At 54.3% G+C, this 20,654-nt stretch carries 13 protein-coding genes; 7 read left to right on the top strand and 6 right to left on the bottom strand.

What is annotated here, in order from left to right; genetic code table 11:
• Positions 1-17: 17 nt before the first annotated feature.
• From HOV93_RS21220 to HOV93_RS21195, 6 genes are all read right to left on the bottom strand, one after another.
• Entirely contained in the window at positions 18-2,057 is a 2,040-nt protein-coding gene (locus HOV93_RS21220; protein ID WP_207398551.1) for a right-handed parallel beta-helix repeat-containing protein, read from the bottom strand.
• Positions 2,058-2,202: 145 nt separating this feature from the next.
• Entirely contained in the window at positions 2,203-4,017 is a 1,815-nt protein-coding gene (locus HOV93_RS21215; RefSeq protein ID WP_207398550.1) for a serine/threonine protein kinase, read from the bottom strand.
• Positions 4,018-4,142: 125 nt separating this feature from the next.
• Positions 4,143-5,873 carry an FMN-binding protein gene (locus tag HOV93_RS21210; protein WP_207398549.1) on the bottom strand — a complete coding sequence of 577 codons (1,731 nt, stop codon included), beginning with the start codon at positions 5,871-5,873 and terminating at the stop codon, positions 4,143-4,145.
• Between the two features lie 9 nt (positions 5,874-5,882).
• On the bottom strand, positions 5,883-8,153 hold the full coding sequence (locus tag HOV93_RS21205) for an FAD-dependent oxidoreductase (protein ID WP_207398548.1): 2,271 nt from the start codon (positions 8,151-8,153) through the stop codon (positions 5,883-5,885).
• Between the two features lie 235 nt (positions 8,154-8,388).
• A complete protein-coding gene (locus HOV93_RS21200; RefSeq protein WP_207398547.1) occupies positions 8,389-8,613 on the bottom strand; it encodes a hypothetical protein in 225 nt (74 codons plus the stop codon).
• A 306-nt stretch (positions 8,614-8,919) separates the two neighbouring features.
• Positions 8,920-9,933, bottom strand: coding sequence for a DUF1559 domain-containing protein (locus HOV93_RS21195; RefSeq protein WP_207398546.1), 1,014 nt, complete (start codon positions 9,931-9,933; stop codon positions 8,920-8,922).
• A 394-nt stretch (positions 9,934-10,327) separates the two neighbouring features.
• On the opposite strand from HOV93_RS21195, the gene HOV93_RS21190 reads away from it, so the two are divergent.
• The 7 genes from HOV93_RS21190 to HOV93_RS21160 all read left to right on the top strand — a co-directional run bounded on the left by HOV93_RS21190 (position 10,328) and on the right by HOV93_RS21160 (position 20,625).
• Entirely contained in the window at positions 10,328-10,810 is a 483-nt protein-coding gene (locus tag HOV93_RS21190; protein ID WP_207398545.1) for a MarR family winged helix-turn-helix transcriptional regulator, read from the top strand.
• Between the two features lie 73 nt (positions 10,811-10,883).
• Entirely contained in the window at positions 10,884-11,639 is a 756-nt protein-coding gene (locus tag HOV93_RS21185; RefSeq protein WP_207398544.1) for a glucose 1-dehydrogenase, read from the top strand.
• 12 nt (positions 11,640-11,651) lie between these two features.
• A complete protein-coding gene (locus tag HOV93_RS21180) occupies positions 11,652-12,350 on the top strand; it encodes a pirin family protein (protein WP_207398543.1) in 699 nt (232 codons plus the stop codon).
• A 50-nt stretch (positions 12,351-12,400) separates the two neighbouring features.
• Positions 12,401-12,829: a DoxX family protein gene (locus HOV93_RS21175; protein WP_207398542.1), complete on the top strand. Its 429-nt coding sequence runs from the start codon at positions 12,401-12,403 to the stop codon at positions 12,827-12,829.
• Between the two features lie 161 nt (positions 12,830-12,990).
• Positions 12,991-14,412: a sulfatase-like hydrolase/transferase gene (locus HOV93_RS21170; RefSeq protein ID WP_315853450.1), complete on the top strand. Its 1,422-nt coding sequence runs from the start codon at positions 12,991-12,993 to the stop codon at positions 14,410-14,412.
• Between the two features lie 248 nt (positions 14,413-14,660).
• Positions 14,661-16,541, top strand: a complete 1,881-nt coding sequence (locus HOV93_RS21165; protein WP_315853449.1) for a redoxin domain-containing protein — start codon at positions 14,661-14,663, stop codon at positions 16,539-16,541.
• A 241-nt stretch (positions 16,542-16,782) separates the two neighbouring features.
• Positions 16,783-20,625, top strand: coding sequence for a mechanosensitive ion channel domain-containing protein (locus HOV93_RS21160; RefSeq protein WP_207398540.1), 3,843 nt, complete (start codon positions 16,783-16,785; stop codon positions 20,623-20,625).
• Positions 20,626-20,654 lie beyond the last annotated feature (29 nt).

Below are 20,654 nucleotides of genomic sequence, written 5' to 3'. Positions count from 1 at the left end.
GCCACATCCGTTTTCTTCTATTCCGGGCGAACCGGGGCATATTGAAAGCTCTTGGCTTTGTCGATCCACTGCTGGTCGCCATACACGCCGACATCGTCTGTCTTGAAGGGGCGGAAGCCCAGCTTAAGGGCCGGTGAGTCTTCTGCCAGCGTGAAGTCGAAATTCTCGGGGTCAGTAAATTTGGGGTCTGCCACGATCGAGCCCTGTTCGTGCCCTTGGGCTTGCCATTGCTCGAGCGAATTGCCTTCAAAAGTGACATCTCTTCCGGAAGCATCGAAGAAGCAGTTGTTCGAGCTGTCGTGTTTGACTTTGCTCCACTGTCCGTGCAGCAGTTCCCCTTGATCGTAAAAGACAATGTTACGTTGCAAGACAAACGAGCGATGCGGTTCAACGCGAGATGCCTTGAGTTGATAAAGCTGAGCGAACGCCAGGATGTTGTTTTGAACAATATTGTCTTTGCCGTAGTGTTGATGGAAGCCGCCGGTCTTAGTGCGATAGACGACGTTGTTCTCGAACACGATATCGCTGCTTCCTTCGTCGGTGTACAGCCCCCAACCGCCATAGCTGTAGGCGTGAATGTCGTGGAAGATGTTTCCGCGAACGACGGTCCCTTCGGATGGGCCGAGCGTGTAGATGCCGCCCATGTCGCTCAGCACGCCGTAGCCAAGATGATGGACATGATTCTTGGCGATCGTATTGCGTTTGGCAAAGCTCTCGCGGTAGCCCCATCGCCAACCGACTGAGATTCCGGAATAAAAGTAGTCGGCGATTTCATTGTGGGTGACTTGGTTATCGGGGCTATGTCCAATCCAGAGCCCCACGGCACAGGGGAAGATCCGTCCGCCGTGGTTGAGGATATTGTTATCCGCAGTGATGTGGCTGGTCTGCTCCTTGGGGTCACGGCGCATGGACGTTTCGCCGATACGTACTCCACCGGCGCCGGTGTCGTGGATCCAGCTTCTTTCCAGCGTGCAATGTTGGCACCCGCGGCGAAACCAAACGCCGTATATGCCGATGTGCCCGAACTCGCAGTCCGCGATCGTCAGATGCCGGGCACCATCGATCTGAATGGCTGCTTCAATAGGAGACGCGGCCTGACTGGGCTCGAAGCCACCTTTTGGCGTTGTCCAGCGCGCGTGTAAGAAACGCAAACCGCGAAGTTCGACGTGCTGAACCAATTCGCCGGCCTCTGGTTTGCCACGCACGATCAAGAGCTGTTCTAGTCGTGGCACAATCATTTGCATCTGCGAAGGGTTTTCTCCTTCACGCGGGTAATAGCGAATCTGGCCGTCGGCGGAAGCGTGCCATTCGCCGGGCGTATCGAGTGCGGCGGCGTAGTTCTCGATGCGGACCTGGGTCTTCTCATTCAGAGGATTGTGCCCCTTCATCTTTCGCCCAGAGGTCACCAAGGCATGCTCTTCTGGCAGTAATTGGTCGAGGTGGCGACGCGTGTTATCCCATTTGTGGTACGCCAGAAACTGAACCTGAGAAAGTTCTTCCGGCGTGACTTTCGCCAGCGTCGCTGCGTAATCTTCTGAAGTCAGGCGAAGGGTTTGCTTGGCGGGGCCTTTCTCCGGGGCATCTTCCGATACGGAGACCAGGGTGAATAGCCCTTGATCGGGTTCTCGCGCTAGCGTGGTCGATTGTTGGCCGGCGATCAGTTGTTCGGGAAGCGGTTTGCGAAGTTCAGTGGGGAGAGTTGCCTGCCAGAGGTTCCCCTCTTGCTTCCAGTCAGTAATGACGCTTCCGCCGGAGAAGGTAGGGTCTGCTCCCTTCATTGCTCGGTAGACGATCGGATGCTCTGGCGTGCCGCTATCTTCTGCAGTGAGCACAAAGGGGGACGACAGCGTGTAATTGCCATCGGCGACCCAGACGGTGTGGGCTTCGTCTTTTTTGTGGGTGCGGATCGCATCGCGGGCCTTGTTGAGTGTGGCGAATGGCGCATCCTGAGTACCGGCCGCGGCGTCTTTTCCATCGGGTGCGATATACCAATCGGCAGCAGAGGCAGGGGCGGCCAAAATAGCAAGCAGCCAGAGCGTCGTATAACGAAGCATCATCTTTGCGGTTTCCATGGTGGGGGGCAGGGTGAGTCAAGGTAGGAAGTTGGCGGGTAAATTCCATGATAGAACAGAGCCATCGCAAGTCCAATCGGCAATAGGCACGAAATTGAACGTAGCTCGGTTCACATTTGGCTTCCGCTTTCTATCGAGAACCTAGATTGTTGAGCCGCATTTGCGCGTCATTTGCGAGATTTAACCCCCAGGGTTCGTCTTGAAGCAGTTGGATCACACCACGATAAATACGCTCGGCCTTTTGCGGATCATCGGCAGCGATTCGCTCGGCGTACTCCAGACGCTCGCGAATCGAAGCCGTTTGTTGTTTGCTCTGGCTGGTCAGGGATGCATTCAACTGCTTGAGGCGTCGTTCGGCTAAAACCAGACAGCGTGCGATATCGCCTTGCTGCGTCTGGGCGGGACCAAATGCCAAGATCAGTCCCTGCAATTTGTCGCGTGCAGCTATTGGATCGAATTCGTTGGTTTTCATTGCATCGAGATAAATCTGCTCGACGGGATGCAGACCTTGGTTGCCCCGTCCGATGGCGGCAGCCAGGCGATAGCGATTCTCTTGTCGCCGGAGATTCAATTCTTCTTTGAGTTGGGCGACATACTCGGACCGTGGGTCTTCGGGGAATCGTTCCAGGAAGTCGTCCATCTGCTCGGAGACTTCCGCGAGATTCCCTTCGTTGGCGCTGGTTTCGATCGAATCATAAATCTGTTCGGCGCCGGGCTTCTGCGGCGCAATGAGCATTACGGCCACGACCACGCCCAGCGCGACGAGCAAGCCACCGATTTGAATATAGTTGATCCAAGCCGTACTTTTTACGCGACGTGATTCTTCTTCAGAGGTTCGCTGACGTTGTTCCGCGACGGTTGTGAAGCGGGTCTTAGGCTCATCCTGGATTCCCCGCTGGGTAACAATCGTCGCCGAAGCTTCCGTTGCGCTGCTTTTGTTTTTGGGCTTGAGGTCACTTGGTTCCTCTTCCCCCGATAACTGCATGGTCGGGGCTTCCGCAAGCTTGCGGGATTGTGGGTCGAGTGTGGGGGCAACCTCGTCGCTATCTTTCAACTGGTAATCATCCCCCGGAGCCGATGGGGCTCGGGTCGAGTGATCGGCCAGGTTCAGGTCGAAGTCGGTGTCTTCCGGAAGCTCTAAGAGGGCTTCTAAACGGCGGCACAGCGCTCGAGCCGTGGGGACCCGATGTTCGGGATTCTTTTCCAGCAGCTGCGTCACCAACTGGCTCAAATCGTTCGGCAAAGCTTCTACTAGGCGATCGATCGGAATGGGTTCGTTATAGCGAAGCTTATCGAGGATTTCGGTCACCGTATTGCCGCGAAAGGGAGGCTGCCGCGCGAGCATCGCGTACATCAACGCTCCGAGGCTGTAGAGGTCGGCCTTGGGGGTGACACCTTCGCCAAAGGCCTGTTCCGGGGCCATGTAGTCGGCTGTGCCGACGATACCTCCGGCCATCGTGACCCCGGTTGCTCCGAAGAGGCGGGCAATCCCGAAGTCGAGGATCTTTACTTTGTTATCGCGTGTAATCAAAACATTGGCCGGCTTGATATCGCGATGGACGATCCCCATGTCGTGTGCCTGACGAAGGCCAGCTGCGATCGACAGGCTATATTTGACGACAGTTCGCCAATGCTTGATCGGTGTCTTGACGATTACCTCGGCCAGACTGCGTCCTTCGACCAGTTCCATGGCATAGAAAAGCTCGCCATCTTCTTCGCCAAACCCGAAGAGCCGCACAATATTGGGGTGTTTCAGCTGCAGCAGCGTTTCGATCTCGCGTTGAAAACGCTCGCGCAGCCCCTCGTTGTGCGACATGTTGCTGGGCAGAATCTTGATCGCAGCCTTGTCGCCGGTTCGTTCGTCGATGCCACGATACACGGTCCCCATGCCACCACTGCCAATGATGGTTTCCAGGCGATAGGGGCCCATCTGTTTCTGGTCCATAATAATGCCGCTTATGGTTCTTGAAGTTGATCTGAGAAGATGAAGTGCCAGGGAGCGTGTGTTTTATTATAGAAGCATACCCCGCGAACTTCGACGACTGCGCAAGAGCCTGTCTCAAAAGGGCTCTACAGCCAAAAACAAATCACGGCCAAACCCATCAAAAGAGTGGCGACGCTGTCGCGAATGCTCCACTGGTCGCTCGAGGCATTCCAGCGAACGTGAGAAATAACGGCGCCCGTTGGGCAGGCGTACCGGCAGAAGCCCATCGGGACGAATGCCGAGAAAATGAGCCCACCAATGGCGATCGAGAGAGAGGCCCAGCCTGAAATGGTAGGCACATACGCATCGAACGGCTCTAATGCGGCCAGGTTGCCATCAACCATGGAAAAAGCAATCAGAATGCCAATCGCCAGCAACACGGCAGGCACCGCGGAAAGTAAGAGACGCAGCTTTTTAGGAATCTTCCAATGCCACTTCGAGAACCGGAGGATCATCATCTGGGCGGCACCATGTGGACATAGATGATTGCAATAGACCTGCCGTTTGCTGAATAACGGGACCGCAAACGCAGCGATTGCCACGGCAAACAGGCCGATACACTTCTGCCAGGGAACGGGATGACTGGCCCAGCCCACCAACAACGCCATCGACAGAATGTCCCCCGCAAAGAAGCCAAGGTACGCAATCACAATGAACCCAAAGCCGAACTGCACCCACTTCTTGCCACGTAAGTTAGTGAATGCGATTGCTAAGGCGGCGGCAATTACCCCCAGCGTGGCGATGTCGCGCCAGCTGAATGTGATGGGCACCTGGGCCAATGCTGGCTTCTGTTCGGCTTGCATCTCACGCCGGTAGGCGTCGGCCGCGATACCCACAGCTTGGGTCGCTGATTGGCTGGTCATGGTCGCCCCGGAAACCCCTTCGATTTCCGCTGCCTGGATATCAAACTTGGCAAGCTGGTCGAGATCGTAGCCGGCCAAATATTCAGGAAAGGCCCAGTCTTCGCGAACGTAGCGCACGTAAGGATCGTTGTCGTAGCTTTCGCGCAAGGCGACCGCTTTCAGCGTTTCTTCGGTATCCATGACCACTAAAACATCGGAGGGCCCTTGATAACCGATGTACTGATCGGCCTGGGGGCTCGTTCTCCAGACGGTTCCGATGATCTTGCCGCTGCTATCGAGCACGTCGAGCCAGCCGCGCGGCGACGATCGGGCGATCAGGTCTTGCGCTTCGGGTAGGATCTCGGCCACTTCCTCGAGCGTGACCTCATCCGGAAAGCGATAGTTAGGAGGATCGCTACCGAGCGTCTTGGTCACCGATTCAATGACGGCCAAGCTTGTAAGCGTGGCACCGGAAACGGCGTCGAGTTTCGATTGGCCCCCGAGGTCTTGGGGAGACTTTCCTGCGAACTGCTCTAGAAACCAAGTCGCTTTGCGAACGGCCGTAAGATGTTCTGGCGTATCCTGACTGGAAAGGATTTCGGTGCCACGGATTGTGTTGTCGGCATCAACAACAATCAATGAATTGGTCGGGCCTGAGAAGCCAATAATGTTACTGGCGGTGGGAAAGGTCGTGACGACCCAGCCGATGCGTTTGCCATCGTCGTTTTGAATGTAGGCTCCATCTCGGTCCGCAGCAGCCACTAAGGAGGCCGCTGCCGGAAGGAATTCTTGGACTTTGCCCAACGAGATTTCCACAGGATCTAAAGCGGCCCGGCTTTCGCTTTGACTGTGAACTCGAATCAGTACCGCAATCGCTGCGATCAGGGCGAACCGATATCCATGTAGAAGGAAACGCAGGCCGAGTGACCTGCGTTTCTTTGGTGGAACGTTGGCTGTCTGGGCATCTTCCGTCATCGAAGTGGATTACTTCCCAGCGACGGGAATCAACTGGATCGCATCGGCATGGATGTTTCCGTTGCCATCGCTTTCGACTTCCACGTACGACTCTTCACCCGGTGTGATTGTGAAGACACCAAGTGAGGTAAAGCCTCCGTCAATCGGCGGCTTTTCCTGCATGTTGATGGTCTTCGTTTCACGCGACGAATCGAGCCCTACGGTGACATTTGCTTTGGCACTTCGATTTTCGTGCGGCTGATAGGCGTAGCGAACTTCGTACTTGCCAGGCTTCTCGAGCTTGATGGGGAAACGAACCTTGGCCCCTTTTTCGCCCGAGTATAGATAGCCGTGATTCACGTAGCCCTTCAGGCCAGTCCCTTCGCTCCACTTGCCGATCTTCTCGGCTTGCCGGTCATCGATCACGATCCCGGTTAGCTTCGTTGGGTTTAGTCCCGAAGGCGGACCGTATGGGGAAGCAGGCAAAAGGGTGGTGGGCATTTCAATCTCAGCCTCGACGGTCTCACGACGAGCCTGACCGGGCAGGTTAAGCAGTTGGTCCATTTCGTCCCAGTGTTCTTCGTAGACCTGACGCGGCGTGCAGTCGTAGATCTTGCAGAGGGAAGCGGCCTTGCCGACAACTTCGCCCATCATGCCGCAGGTTTTCATAACGCGTACGGTTCCCAGAGCTTCGTGGGTAACGCTGATGCAGCGGCCGGCCATGAACAGATTGGGGACGTTCTTCGAGTAGAAACAGCGGTAAGGGACAGGATAGCCGTACGATCGATCGACACGACGATCGTGCACCGCGATCGAGATGAACGGGTTCTCGGGGAATTTGTCGGCGAACTCTTTCTTAGGATAGTGCAGGTCGATCGACCAGGTACTCGGCACGCAGCCATCTTTGAAGTCTCGCTTCGCGACAATATCATCCTCGGTCAAAATTACGTCACCAATCAAGCGGCGAGACTCACGCGGACCGCCGACATAAGCCAGCCAGGTTAGCTCGGCATTCTTATGCTTCGAGGCCCCGTCTCGGTTCTTCATCGCGTTGAACGCACCATAGACAGCACGTAGATTCCAGTCGCGAATTGCCTCGGCACCTTGGATTGGGTCAAGATCGAAACCGCTTTCCCAGAACCACTGACCGTGATGGTCGCGAGGGTAAGGGAAGTCCTTCATCGTCAGATCCAAAGCCCACGGAGTTTCGGGGAAGGTCGCTTCCTGGTCGGCTTCGTCCCAACGCCACATGTTGCTCATGCCCATGCGGCCCTTGTCGGTTTGATCGTACAGGGCACCCGATAAAGCTCCGATCGTGCCGTGACCGGTAGCATCGCAGAACATGCTTCCTTCAAACTTGCGAACCTGGCTGGTGCGGGTATCGAACGCCGTGATGGATGCAATTTTACCATCCTGCATTTCGAGATCGTTTGCATGGTGATTGAGGAATAAATCGATGTTCGGCTCGGCGCGAACCAGCTTTTCTTTCTTCTGATCCTCGAATTCCTCGTAGGTGCCCGGCGACTTGGTTGCTTTGTCGGCGAACTCGTCGACAATCTCACCGATACGCGGGTACTTACCGCGACGGATGTTGCCCATCGCCCAAACGCGAACTTCGCTACTTCCATTTCCGCCGAGTACCGGGCGGTTCTGGATCAACGCAACTTTGCAGCCCATGCGAGCGGCACTGATCGCAGCACCCATTCCGGAATAGCCGCCACCGATCACGACCAGGTCGTAGGGGCCTTCGGTCTTCACATCTTCGGTAATGCCGAGCTGGTCTTTACGCCACTTTGCCAATTGGCTTCCACTGGAAGGTGGCGTGGTGTTCACGTTGGTCGTGAAATAGATCGCATCGCAACGACCATCGAAACCGGTCAGATCTTGGATGCTGAGTGTGACGTCTTTCTTGTCGATCTCGACCACACCCCCGTCATGCCAGAACCACTCGGCACTTTCAGTACCAAAGGTCTCTTCTAGCGGCTTACCATCGATCGCGACTTGAAACTTGCCAGGCGAGCCAGGCGCATCCCATTGACCAACCCAGTCTTTAGTGCGAACGAACACGCGGTAGCGGCCGGTTTCAGGAAAGGTGATTTCTGTTTTGGCTTCGTCCACTGGTTTACCAAGGCCGTGAGCCAACAAATACGGCGAACCCATCTCGTTGATGAATTGGGTATCGAGCTTCCACCCACCGTGGTTGGTAAAGCTTTCCGCTTCGACGAGAAGATCGCCAGCCAATAGAGAGGAAGTGCAGAGACAGACAAGCAACGCCAAGATGGCGGAGGTGGTGGTTTTCATGGGGGAATCAGCACCAGAAAAAGCTAAGGCAAGTAAGGTGGGAGGTGGAAGTAGAAATCCACAATGCTTATTAGTTTAACATACCACACCCCCGCTTACGCAAATACGTGGTGAAATGGTGCAAAAGTGACAGCCTTGTGTAATGCCGTTTTGCACGCCCATAAACGAAAAAAGCCCGCGATACAGCCATGTTTCGCAGGCCTTAGGTTAGCAGTTTAGCGCAGGGCTTTCGCTGTTACTTGGAACTGACATCGAAGTTGAATTCATTCGCTTGGCCTTCAGCCACATTTGCGGTAAGAGTGCTTTTCGTGTTGTACTTCGCAGGGATGTAATTCTCTTCCCCGGGATCCATGCCTGGGGTGCCTCCCTGAGCAGGCCGAAAGGCAGAGATTTCAATGCGTCGCTCCCCAGGTTCGACTTCTCCGGAGAATTTTCCATCGACGATATCTAATGCGTCCACAGAGCCTTTCGACACTGTTTTGAAGTAGATAATGCCTTGGTCGAGGGGAGAATCGTTTAGGGAAACGGTTCCGCTGACTGAAATTCGTAGAGGCTCATTGCTTTGAGTCGTACAGCCTAACGAGAGGATGAGACCTAGAAGAAGAAAACAAGATGAAAATCGAGTGGTCATGTATTGAGAGATCCTTGATAGGTGAGTGAGACGTGCTTGGGGTAGGGGCAACTTCGTCACGCAAAGCACCTAGCTACCCGGCTAGGCGCTACTGAAGCGTTAAATGAGAGACAAAATCGAGTCCGCTTCGGTTGCTTAGTATTCGCCGATGACTTGACCATCGTCACGAGTTGCGAGACGTCCCAGGGTCTCTAATTGAATTGTTTCCGCGATGAATCGCACCGAACCATCCCCCAAGAGAGCGTTTACGCCGCCAGGGTGGGTTGAGTTGAGAGGGATGTTTGCACCGCCATCGTTCCCAACGCCGGTGTTGTTTTCGTCGTCCGTCCAACCTGTGGTGCGGTTAATCGCATAGCGAATCGTAGTGACATTGAATGGGCGATTATCACCGTTGTAAGTCATGTCCGGAGGCGAATCCGAGCTCTTGCAGCCAATGGTCCAACTCCACGGCTGACTGGCACGCCAATCCTGCTTGTTGTTCGAGGTATCGGTTAGCCAGTTGCCATGTTCGCTGACGGCAAGCGTATTGGTTGAACCGTCTGTCATGTTAGAGAACTTGGTCTGACTGTTGGCAAACAAGAGGCCGCCGGCACTGTGGATTCCTCCACGTGCATTGTGCGTGATTCGGCTTTCGGTGTAGCCCGGAATGATGCCGTCGGCAGCACCGCTGATTCCCACGTAGTTGACCGAGGCAGAGTTTCCGCTGTTCGACCGCGAGAAGCCAGGCAGAGGCGAAGATGGGCAGCGGTACTTGTCCATTTCAAGTCCTTTAACCACGTCATTATTGTTGCTGTTAAAGACGCCGGAACTCCCTTGGAATTCCCATTTGTCGTAAATCGCGTTCTCTTCAACGAACGGCAAGATATAGACGAACCACGAGCTGCCCCACGTGGTGTTGACGGGGGTGGCCGTTCCGAAGGGTGGCTGATCTTGGGCGCCCCCAGGAGGGAAGCGATTGAAGGTGTCGTGATGATTGTGGAGTGCGAGCCCAATTTGTTTCAGGTGATTGGTGCACTGCATACGTCGCGCAGCTTCACGGGCTTGCTGCACAGCAGGAAGTAGGAGGGCGATTAAGACGCCGATGATTGCGATGACAACTAGAAGTTCGACAAGCGTAAATCCAACGCGTCGATATTCAGAAGTGCGCATGGAAAGCCTCTAAGGAAATGGGGATAGTAGAAAATGTTTGGGGCAATTTACGAAGCAAGCGTGAGTTAGGCTCAAAATTCAGGCATGAAAAAGATATCTGAAAGTCTTGAGCCGATGGTGTTGCGAAAGTCACCTCGCGATTAGTCAGTGCTTAAGGGGGGCGGCTAATCCATAAGAGGATACTAATGTTAAATGCTACCCCGAGAAAGGGAGGTGGTATATAGAGATAAAACAAATTGAATTTAAGTTACGTAGTGGTTTTAACATAAAAGCCCCTTAGCTGCCCCCTCCCCTGGTGGTGGTGTCGGCGAAGGGAAAGCATCGATTTCCACCGTAATTCCCCTTGTCATGAATATAGTTTACATGTAAATTAATGGGCAGTTGGAGATAACAGATGACCCCACTTGGCCTACAAGACGAACTCAAAAAGCGAAATCCTTTCGATTCCAAGGAACAAGAAGCGATCCTCAACATCTTGCGGACGAGCGACTTGTTTCATAATCGGCTGGGACGTTTGCTGCGCGAGTATGGTCTGACTGGTTCGCAGTACAATGTTCTGCGGATTCTTCGTGGGGAAGGTAAACCGTTGCCTTCGCTAGAGATCGCATCTCGGCTGATACAAGTTGTGCCTGCGATTACTGGACTTATCGATCGCCTCGAAAAGCACGATTTAGTGAGCCGTATCCGGTGCGAAAAGGATCGCCGTGTGGTTTACGTAGCGATAACAGACAAGGCACTCGGCATCCTGGCCCAGATCGACCAGCCTCTGATGGAAACGCACAAGCAACTCGTTGGGCATCTTACCCAGCAGGAACTTCGGCAGTTGATCGGTTTGTTAGAAAAATCACGCGAAGCTGTAACCCAGGAGCAAGGCTAGGCATCTGTTTTTTAGGCATATAGTTTACATGTAAATAGTTTACTTGATGTTTTAATTTGGGGGAGTGCGTAGGATGAGTTTTCAAGACAAAGTGGTACTGATCACCGGCGGAACCTCAGGGATTGGTGAGGTCACGGCCAATCTCTTCGCCAAACAAGGGGCGAAGGTAGTTGTGGCAGGGCGTCGCGAGGAGCTAGGCAGCGCGGTGGTCGATCGAATCAAATCCGCAGGGGGCGAAGCGGTCTTTGTGAAGACCGATGTCACCAGTGAAGAAGACGTTCAAAACCTGGTTCAGCAAACCGTCAAGCATTTCGGTCGCATCGACATTGCGTTTAATAACGCAGGCGTCGAAGCAACTGGCATGGTGACCGACGTTACTGTCGAAGACTACCGCAAAGTATTTGATATTAACGTGCTGGGTGTCTTTCTCAGCATGAAGTACGAGATCGAGCAAATGCTCAAGCAAGGAGGCGGAGTGATTGTCAACACGTCCAGCATCGTGGGGCACGTTGCGATGCCGGGGGCGAGCATTTACATCGCTTCGAAACACGCCGTTGAAGGCGCTACGAAAACGGCAGCGTTGGAATATGCCCAACAGGGAATTCGCATCAACGCGGTCGCACCTGGGGCAACGGCGACCGATATGATCGATCGTTTCGCCGGAAAAAAAGGTTCAGAGAACCGGGAAGCGTTGGCAGCACAGCATCCTATGAATCGCATTGCAAAAGCAGAGGAAATTGCTGCGGCCGTTGCCTACCTCGCTTCGGATGCAGCATCGTTCACGACCGGTGTTAGCCTACCCATCGATGGCGGTTACCTCGCCAAGTAAAGGAACCTAGTGATGATCCATGTCCGAAAAGCGGCCGATCGTGGCCATGCCAATCACGGTTGGCTCGATGCGTACCATACGTTTTCGTTTGCAGGGTATGTCGATCGCGATCACGTGAGCTTCCGTTCGCTACGAGTGATGAACGAAGATCGTGTGGCCCCAGGGCAAGGCTTCGGTACCCATCCTCATAACGATATGGAAATCGTCACGTACGTATTGGAGGGTGCCTTAGAGCATAAGGATTCGATGGGCAATGGCGAGGTCCTGCGGCCAGGCGAATTTCAGCGAATGACCGCCGGTACTGGAATCACTCATAGCGAGTTCAACCCGTCTGCGGACGAGTCCGCTCACCTTTATCAGATCTGGCTTTTTCCCGACCAGAAAGGGCACACGCCCAGTTACGAACAGAAGCGATTTCCCGATGAGCAGTTAAACAATCGGCTCCGGGTTGTCGCTTCGCCGGATGCGGAAGATGGCTCGCTAATGATTCATCAGGACGCGAAGATCTTCCTGAGTAAGCTCGACGCGCAGACCGTGGTCGAGCACCCCTTAGCCGAATCGCGGCATGCTTGGCTCCAGGTACTGCGCGGCAAAGTGACGCTCAACGGGCAATCGCTGGCCACCAGCGACGGTGCGGCGGTGAGCGAAGAACGGATGTTGAAAATCGAAGCGGATGAGGATGCTGAGATCATGCTATTCGATCTGGCCTGATCCCAAATCAGATTTAACGAGTGACAGAACCAATCTAGGAAGTGAGCAATATGAATTCGACCGTTCAAGGTTTGCTAACGGTGGTGGCCCGGTTGTTTATCGTTACCATCTTTTTGATGAGTGCGTTAGGTAACAAAATCCCGCAGTTCAGCAGCGTAGCTCAGTATATGGCCTCGGAAGGTGTTCCGGCGGCTCAGGTGCTGCTCGTCGGAGCGATCGTGTTTTTGATTGTCGGTGGGCTGTCGATTTTGCTGGGGTTTTATGCCCGCGTAGGAGCCCTGTTGTTGTTCACGTTCTTAGTATTGGCGACTTACTTCTTCCATGACTTCTGGACCTTGGAAGGGGACGCCGTTGAGGGACAGATGATTCACTTCATGAAAAACCTTTCCATGATGGGGACGATGCTTTTCATTATGGCGGTCGGCTCGGGGCCTTGGAGCCTGGACCAGAAACTGGCCAAAGAGAAAGTTACCAGCTAGGCATTCCCCCTGTGCTGTGGTGGTGCTTAGTATTGCGGAAGCACGTTCTTCGTTTTGGAAGAGCGTGCTTCTTTTTGCGCTCGTGGAAGGGAAACCACGAATGGATTATGCTAAGGCTAATCTTCTGTCCCAGGCTATTGGCTCTTAGCGGAGTTCTCCTCGTGATCCGAATTGTTGCCCTGCTTCCTTTTGTCGTTCTCGCATTTGTTTCTCTCGCCCAAGCCGCTGAAACACAGAAGCCGAACATCTTGTTCCTTTTTTCAGATGACCAAAGCTACGAAACGACCGGCTATTCGGGCATGACCCAGGCTCAAACGCCTAACCTCGACCAACTCGCCAAGCGGTCGATGTCGTTCACGCATGCCTACAACCAAGGTTCGTGGAGCGGTGCAGTATGCGTCGCCAGTCGCACCATGCTCAATACAGGGCGATTTGTGTGGCACGCCAACGATGTCTATAAGACTGCCGAAAAGGAGCGAGAGGCCGGGCGATTTTGGTCGGAGTACATGAAGAACGCCGGCTACCGAACCTACATGACCGGCAAGTGGCATGTCCCGGCCAACGCGGCCAAGGCCTTTGACGTCACGGGACACATCCGCGGCGGAATGCCAAAGCAAACGCCTGAAGGTTACAACCGCCCAAAGAATGCCGACGATACCCAGTGGCAGCCATGGGACAAAAAGTTCGGCGGCTTCTGGGAGGGGGGCAAGCATTGGAGCGAAGTCGTGGGGGACGAGGCGGTCGGCTTTCTAGAAGAAGCCGCCCATGACGATACGCCGTTTTTTATGTACATCGCGTTCAACGCTCCGCACGATCCACGACAGTCGCCGCAAGAGTTCGTCGAAATGTATCCGGCTCATGAAGTGGATGTGCCAGAAGACTTCCTGCCGGAATATCCCGAGCACAAAGAGATCGGCTGTCCACCTGGCCTCCGTGACGAGCACCTCGCGCCCTTCCCTCGCACCGAGCTTGCGGTTCAGGTGCATCGGCAAGAATACTTTGCGATCATTACCCATATGGATCAGCAAATTGGACGCATTCTCGCTGCCTTGGAAGCGTCTGGCAAAGCAGACCAAACCTACGTGATTTTCACCTCCGATCATGGTTTGGCGTGTGGTCACCACGGGCTGATGGGTAAGCAAAATTCGTACGACCACAGCATTCGCGTGCCACTATTGATTGCCGGCCCTGGCATCGAATCAGGCGAGAACGACGCGGCAGTCTACCTGCAAGACGTGATGCCAACCACTTTGGAATTGGCTCAAGTTCGCAAGCCGGAACACGTTGAGTTTGCCAGTCTGCTGCCCCTGATTCATGGTGAGAAGACTGAGTCGTACGACGCCATTTATAATTGCTATCTCGACCGGCAGCGATCGATCACCGACGATGGTTTCAAATTGATGGTCTATCCAAAGGCGAATCGAGTGAAGCTGTTCGACCTGACCAACGATCCGATGGAAATGCAAGATCTTTCCGCCGATCGTGCTCACTCCGAGAAAAAGCAGCAGCTGTTTGTGACCCTACAACAATGGCAAGCCAAGGTGGGTGATACGCTTGAGTTGGACGCACAGTTGGGGAAGTAGTCGCTGCTTGATAAGGCTGTTTGCACTCGGAATACCGAGGGTTTTTCGGATGTTCTAAACCTGCTTGAGATATATTCCGTGCGAAATGTCTTTCAATCCAGAAACATCTCGACCGCTGTATGAGTATGTTTGGATGAGGAATAGGGTATCGCGAGAAGAACTGCTTCTTCCGAACAGATTTTCAAAGCGTACAATTCCTTCTGAAACGCTCTTCGAAGTTCCGCGATTCTCATAGGGAGTAAGCAATCGTGAAGTTTCTTTCCGGGTTCCTGTCGGTCAGCTTTCTGCTTGTTGCTGCTAGCGGTTGGCTTTTCGCTGAAGAAGCGGCACCTGCTTCGGATGCCGCCACGTTGGTCAATTTGACCCGGCAAGATCATCGGGGTGACGTACATCAGATTGCGACCAACTCTCGGAAAGCGGTAAGGGTGTTCGTCTTCATGACCGGCGAGTGCCCCGTTTCGAGGACCTACTTTCCTGTATTGAACGACCTCTATCGCGAGTGGGGTAAGAACGAAATAGAGATTCAGCTACTGGGCATCTGGGCAGACGTGACTCAGACTCCCCAGGACGTGGCGGGCATGGTTAAGGAATTCTCGCTTGAGTTTCCTGTTTTAATGGATCGCGATGCAAGCCTCGGGAATGCGCTCCAGCCGACCACGGTGCCGGAAGTCTTCGTGTTTAACCAGCACGGCGAGATTGCCTATCGGGGGCGTATCGATGATCGGTTTCTCCAGTTGGGTTCGCGAAAGCCGGTAGCGACGGAAGAGACCTTGAAGCAAGCCGTGGAAAAGGTTGCCGCAGGCCTGCCGGTTGTGGAGTCGGTTACGAAGCCTGTGGGTTGTTATTACGAGCTTCCACCGATGCCAAGTCTTGAGGAGGCGACGCTTACTTTTAATCGAGACATTGCGCCGATCTTGAACGCAAATTGCGTCGTATGTCATCGCGAAGGAGAAGTCGGACCGTTCACGCTGACCAGCTATCTAGATGCTGCCAAGCGAGCTCGGCAAATTGCTCGAGTCGTTGATTCGAAACTGATGCCTCCTTGGAAGGCGGCTCAGGTTCACGGCGAATTCGAGGGGCAGCGGACCTTGAGCGATCGTGAGATCGAGACACTCAAAGCGTGGGCTAAGTCGGAGCGTGCCGAAGGAGATCCTGCCGATTTGCCTCCGTTACCCACGTTTGCTGCCGATTGGGTTTTGGGCGAGCCTGACTTGGTGCTCGAAATGCAAGAAGACTTCGACGTACCAGCAGGCGGCGTAGACATCTTCCGCAACTTCGTCATCCCTTACGATATTCCAGAAGATAAGTTGGTGGCGACCATTGAATTTAAGCCTGGCGATGCAAGCGTCGTTCATCACTCGATCCTCTACCTAGATGACAGCGGCAAGTCACGCTCCAAGGATAAGGCTTCTCCCGGGCCTGGATATTCGACCTTTGGTGGCCCCGGTTTTGTTCCGTCAGGGTCGATTGGCGGTTGGTCGCCGGGTAAAACCCCCCGGCCGCTACCCGATGGCCTAGGAAGAAAGATGCCCCGCGGTGCCGACCTGGTGATGCAGATTCACTATCATCCCAATGGCAAAGCGACCAAGGATCGCTCGAAAGTAGGAATCTATTTTGTCGACAAGCCGAAGAACGAAGCGTTCGCAGTCTGGACATCCTCGTTCGATCTGGACATTCCGCCAGGCGAGAAGAACTACCAAGCCACCGCGTCTTATAAGCTTCCGGCCGAGGTGACGCTGCTCAGCTGCATTCCGCACATGCACCTGCTAGGGCAACAGATGAAGGCCACAGCGTACCTGCCCGATGGTAGTTCCAAGGTGCTGATCGACGTGCCGCAGTGGGACTTCAATTGGCAAGACGAGTACATGCTAGCAGACCCCCTGCAGCTTCCAGCTGGGACAAAGATTGAAGTGGTGGCAATCTACGATAACTCGGCAGACAACCCTACCAACCCCAGTTCGCCTCCTCAGCGTGTTACCTTTGGGGAAGAGACCACGGACGAAATGTTGTATTGCTTCTTCTTGGTGGCCGCGAAAGAAAAGAGCGCTATCAACGTCGTAGAGGGGGATTCGTTTACGCAAGAGGTCCTTCGACGAGCAGCGCATCGGTTAAAAATGATAGGCCGTTAGAACGTGGATTGATAATCCTTTCGCGACGCTAGCATCGCTTCGATCAATCTTTTCAAGATGCCCTCGCGAAAGCAAATTGATCTCGATTGACCGTCTGCAGGTCAAACTCTATCGTAGACGCCCCGCAGGCTCTAGACAGCGACGGAATGTGCGTCTGGTCTGTGGCGATGTTACGAAATAGATGCTCGCAACGGCCCATCTCGATTGAGGGCCGTTTCTTGGAGCAGAATGGAAAGTAATCATGTTGCAATTGCAGCGTTCATGGATGAACGCCTTCCTGGCTGGCTTCGTGTTCTTAGTCAGCTGGGAAACGATCTGGGCTCAGCAACCAGGCGGAGCTGGCTATGGGCCGATTCCGATTACCGTGGACGGTAACGATGCGCCTCCTAGCGCTTACCGCGGACCGGTTCCGTTGCAATTCGACGGGCAACCACCACAACAACAGGTGGCCCAGCAGCCATCGCAGCCGGCACAGCAATACGCACAGCCCCCGATGCAACCGGCTCAAACGCAATATCAACCTTCCTTCGGACCGAATAGCCAGCCGACAAGCACCGCTTTTGGTGCACCACAGCAACAGCCGCCTGCTCAGTCTGCCCCGGGCAGTGCTGCGCCTACTCCTAGCGGTCTCAGTTTGCCGGAAGAAGATCTCACGCTCGAACGCATCGAGATGCTTCGCCGAGAAGCAGAAGAAGCGACCAATCTGGACGAGGTGAAAAAGAAGCGGGCGATCGAGCTCTACCAAAACGCAGCTGCCAAAGTAAAAGAAGCCCAGGACTTCGCGGCGAAAGCGAACGCGATGGCCGCCGAGGCTCGGCCGGAAGCGATTCAGCAACGAATCGATGTAATCAAGCGAACGCTGGAAGAAATTAAGAAGTTGAAGCCGGAGTCGTTTGCTGATATTCCGCTGCCAGAACTTGAACAACGCCAAGCTAAGCAGGAACTCGATCATACCGCAATTCAGAAGGATCGGATTGCCGCGGAAACCGAGCCCAAACGTCGTGTCGATCAACGCAAGCAAATTCGCGAGTGGATGGTTGCGGTCCCCAAAGAGTTCGCCAAAGTTAAGCAGGCAGCGGAAAGCATTCCTCAAGACGAACACCCACTGCTTGCCCAGGCCATCAAAACAGATGTTATGGCCCGGCGGATTTCACTCTTTCGACAGTATGTGGCAGCGGAAGCGGAACTGGCCAAGTACGACAGCGAAGAGGCGGTCGATCTCGTTCGTTTCGAACGCGACCTGGCGACCCAGCGTCTAGCATTTGCCGAGCAGACGATGAAGGCGATCGCTGACCAGGTGCAAAAGAAGCGAGCGCAAGCGGCTCAGGAAGCCGTTCGCCAGGCGCGCGAACAACTGATTATGGTCCAGCCAGTACTGCGGTCCTATGCCGAACGAAATCAGGAACTCGCGGAAACCTCTCAGGCAATTGCTAAGATGCTGGCCGAGGCAGAGAAGCAAGAGAATGAAGCAGCCGAGCAACTCCGAAACTTGCGCAAGCAGTTCAACGAGACGAGAGAAAAAGTTGAGAAGTTGGGACTGACCAGCTCGATTGGCGCGCTTCTCCGAAAGCAGCGTACCGATCTGATCGAAATGTCCCCCTTGCGAATGGGCTCGCCCGATCGTCAGGCGTTGATTGACGAGGCCCAGTTCAAGCAATTCGAATACGACGACGAAAGCGAAGAACTCTCGAATCCTGAAGTCCTGGTGCAGCGCATCATGGACGAGGCTCAAATGCAGGACGAATCGGAACGCGAGCAACTCGAAGCAGCGGCCCGGGAACTCTTCGAGAAGAAACGCGAATTCCTCGGTCTGCTGATCAAGAACAATACGAAGTACCTAAATACGCTGATCGATCTAAAGACGAAAGAGCAGCAAACCATTAGCGAGATCAAAGCCTATCAGAACTACATTGACAAGCGTGTCTTGTGGATCCGTAGCGGCAACATTCTGGCGACGGAAGTTCACGTAGATGAATCGGATAAGGCAGTTTTGCTACCCGCAAATTGGGTCGAGGTTTCTCGCGTTCTTTGGTCAGACATCAAGCGGAATATGGTGATCTGGGTTGTGGTCGTCTCGCTTTTTGTCGCACTCGTGATTAAACGAGGCCGATTGCGAAACGAACTAAAATCCATGGGAGACCTCGCGCAGAAGCCGGGCTTCTTTGTCTTTTGGCCGACGATGCACGCCATCTTTTATTCGCTGATTCTCGCGGCCGTGAATCCCGCGTTTGTCGGTTTTATCGCGTGGCGACTGATGTCTTCCGGAACCGATCAGACATTTGCGATCGCAGTGGGTAACGGGCTGTACTGGACCGCCGTGATGTGGTTTCCGTTGGAGCTATTGAGAAACGTGTGCCGCGGCAACGGACTGGGTGAAGCTCACTTTAAGTGGCCAGAGTCTTCGTTGCGATTACTCGGTAAGAGCATGACCTGGTTGATCCCTGTACTGTTGCCGTTGACCTTTGTCACGTCGACGTTTTACGCGAGCGATCCAACGCATGGTCGCGACGCGATCGAACGTGTTTGCTTCATTGTTCAGGCCCTGTTCCTCTCTGCATTTCTCGCGCGGATCTTGCATCCGACCGGCGTATTTCAGGAGTACCTCGCCTACAATCAAGGCGGTTGGTTAGACCGTTTGAAATACGTTTGGTACTGGGGATCGGTTACCACGCCGTTGATGTTGGCAGGCCTCGCATTCTGGGGATATTACTACACCGCTCAGGTCGTGTCATGGAGACTGTTCGCTACGCTTTGCTGCGTGCTGGGGCTGATGCTTCTTCGAGCAACGTTGATGCGCTGGGTTATGCTGGCTCGTCGCAAGCTAAGCATCGCGCAGGCCCGCGAACGTGCCGCTGCGGCTGCCGCTCAGACCGGCGACTCGGCAGCCGCTTCGTTATCGAACTCGATTTTGGCCGAACAAGCCAAAGAAGAACTTTCGGCTCACAGTGCTCAGACGCAGCGACTTCTCGCGACGGGAATGTTTACGGTCTCTCTGATCGGTTTTTGGCTAATCTGGGGGCAGGTCTTGCCAGCGTTGAAAATGCTGGACCAATATGGCTACGACATCGCATCCACTGAAGAAGTTGCTCAGGCCGAGATGCCCACCACTCCGGGGATGCCTCCGGCGACAGTGGACAAGGAAGCGAAGGAAGGGGCAGCGAAAGAAGCGATCCCTAGTATCGCGGACGATTCGACAGATGAGAAAGTGGTTTCCAAGAAGATCACGATCCTGACGATAGCTTTTGCTGGGCTTATATTATTTTTGACGTTGGTTTTTGCGCGAGATATTCCAGGCTTGATGGAAATGACCATCTTGCAGCGATTACCCCTAGAGCCGTCTATACGTTATGCCATCACATCTTTGACCAGTTATGCGATCGTGATGATCGGCGTGATCTGGGCATTTTCGAGCGTAGGCCTGCAATGGTCGCAAATCCAGTGGCTGGCGACCGCTTTGACATTCGGTCTCGCGTTTGGCCTGCAGGAAATGTTTGCCAACTTCGTGGCAGGGATTATTATCCTGTTCGAGCGTCCGATTCGTGTCGGAGATATCGTGACCATCCATGATGTGACCGGCGTTGTCTCGCGAATTCGGATTCGTGCGACGTCGATTACGAACTGGGATCGGAAGGAATATGTTGTTCCGAATAAAGAATTCATCACCGGTCGCCTGTTGAACTGGACGTTGTCCGATACGGTTAATCGCGTGGTGATCAATGTCGGTGTGGCTTACGGTACCGACACGGAAGCAGCACGCAAGATTTTGCTGGAAATCGCCGAGGAGAATCAGTACCTCCTCAAAGACCCCGGACCCAACGCCACGTTCGAGGGCTTCGGCGACAGTACGCTCAACCTGGTTCTGCGTGCCTATTTGCCGAACCTAGAGAACCGCTTGATGGTGATCACCGATCTTCATACGGCGATCGATCGAGCCTTCCGAGATGCGAAGATCGAAATAGCGTTTCCGCAACGCGATCTGCATATCCGCACAGCCCCAGGCGTCGCGGCAGCTTTGGGCGTGCCCGAGGCCAAAGAGAACTTGCCCGTCGCGGATAAGCAGGGAGAGCAACGCGGGGCAGCTTAGCCCCAAACGTCGGTGGCAGACAAACAGGG

Origin of the sequence: Bremerella alba, from assembly GCF_013618625.1 — a bacterium.
GTDB lineage: Bacteria > Planctomycetota > Planctomycetia > Pirellulales > Pirellulaceae > Bremerella > Bremerella alba.
The sequence above is the reverse complement of the archived record's forward strand: the minus strand, read 5'-3'. Positions and strand labels throughout refer to the sequence as shown.

Coding starts and splice junctions, on each gene's coding strand:
- HOV93_RS21220 (WP_207398551.1), bottom strand. CDS start 2,057: ATGATGCTTCGTTATACGACGCTCTGGCTGCTTGCTATTTTGGCCGCC.
- HOV93_RS21215 (WP_207398550.1), bottom strand. CDS start 4,017: ATGGACCAGAAACAGATGGGCCCCTATCGCCTGGAAACCATCATTGGC.
- HOV93_RS21210 (WP_207398549.1), bottom strand. CDS start 5,873: ATGACGGAAGATGCCCAGACAGCCAACGTTCCACCAAAGAAACGCAGG.
- HOV93_RS21205 (WP_207398548.1), bottom strand. CDS start 8,153: ATGAAAACCACCACCTCCGCCATCTTGGCGTTGCTTGTCTGTCTCTGC.
- HOV93_RS21195 (WP_207398546.1), bottom strand. CDS start 9,933: ATGCGCACTTCTGAATATCGACGCGTTGGATTTACGCTTGTCGAACTT.
- HOV93_RS21190 (WP_207398545.1), top strand. CDS start 10,328: ATGACCCCACTTGGCCTACAAGACGAACTCAAAAAGCGAAATCCTTTC.
- HOV93_RS21185 (WP_207398544.1), top strand. CDS start 10,884: ATGAGTTTTCAAGACAAAGTGGTACTGATCACCGGCGGAACCTCAGGG.
- HOV93_RS21180 (WP_207398543.1), top strand. CDS start 11,652: ATGATCCATGTCCGAAAAGCGGCCGATCGTGGCCATGCCAATCACGGT.
- HOV93_RS21175 (WP_207398542.1), top strand. CDS start 12,401: ATGAATTCGACCGTTCAAGGTTTGCTAACGGTGGTGGCCCGGTTGTTT.
- HOV93_RS21160 (WP_207398540.1), top strand. CDS start 16,783: ATGTTGCAATTGCAGCGTTCATGGATGAACGCCTTCCTGGCTGGCTTC.